The sequence below is a fragment of the Paraburkholderia sp. SIMBA_054 genome, assembly GCF_046534875.1.
In the GTDB taxonomy this organism is placed as follows: Bacteria; Pseudomonadota; Gammaproteobacteria; order Burkholderiales; family Burkholderiaceae; genus Paraburkholderia; species Paraburkholderia hospita.
Window position 1 is genome coordinate 1 of sequence record NZ_JAWRXV010001521.1, and the last position, 243, is coordinate 243.

Here is a 243-nt window from a genome sequence, read left to right on the forward strand (position 1 = left end):
CCGGCGCCAGCTCGGCCAGCTGCTGCTGCACGTAGCCATGGCGGGCATGCGGATGCGCGCCGTCGGGCAGGCCACGCGAATAGCATGGCACGTAGCGGAAGTTCGGATGCGCGTCGGCGAAGGCACGGAAGTCGTCGCCGTACAGGAGTTCCTCGTCGTTGCGCGCGCCCTGCAGCAGCACCACCTCGATCCCGCGCTCGGCGATGGCCTGGGCCAGCAGCGGCAGCATCGCGCGGTACGGGG

The 243-nt window shown here is 71.2% G+C and carries 1 pseudogene; it reads right to left on the bottom strand.

Annotated features, from left to right (window positions below):
* Positions 1–229: pseudogene (locus SB822_RS60115) on the bottom strand (phenol hydroxylase); the annotation flags it as partial.
* Positions 230–243: the final 14 nt, after the last annotated feature.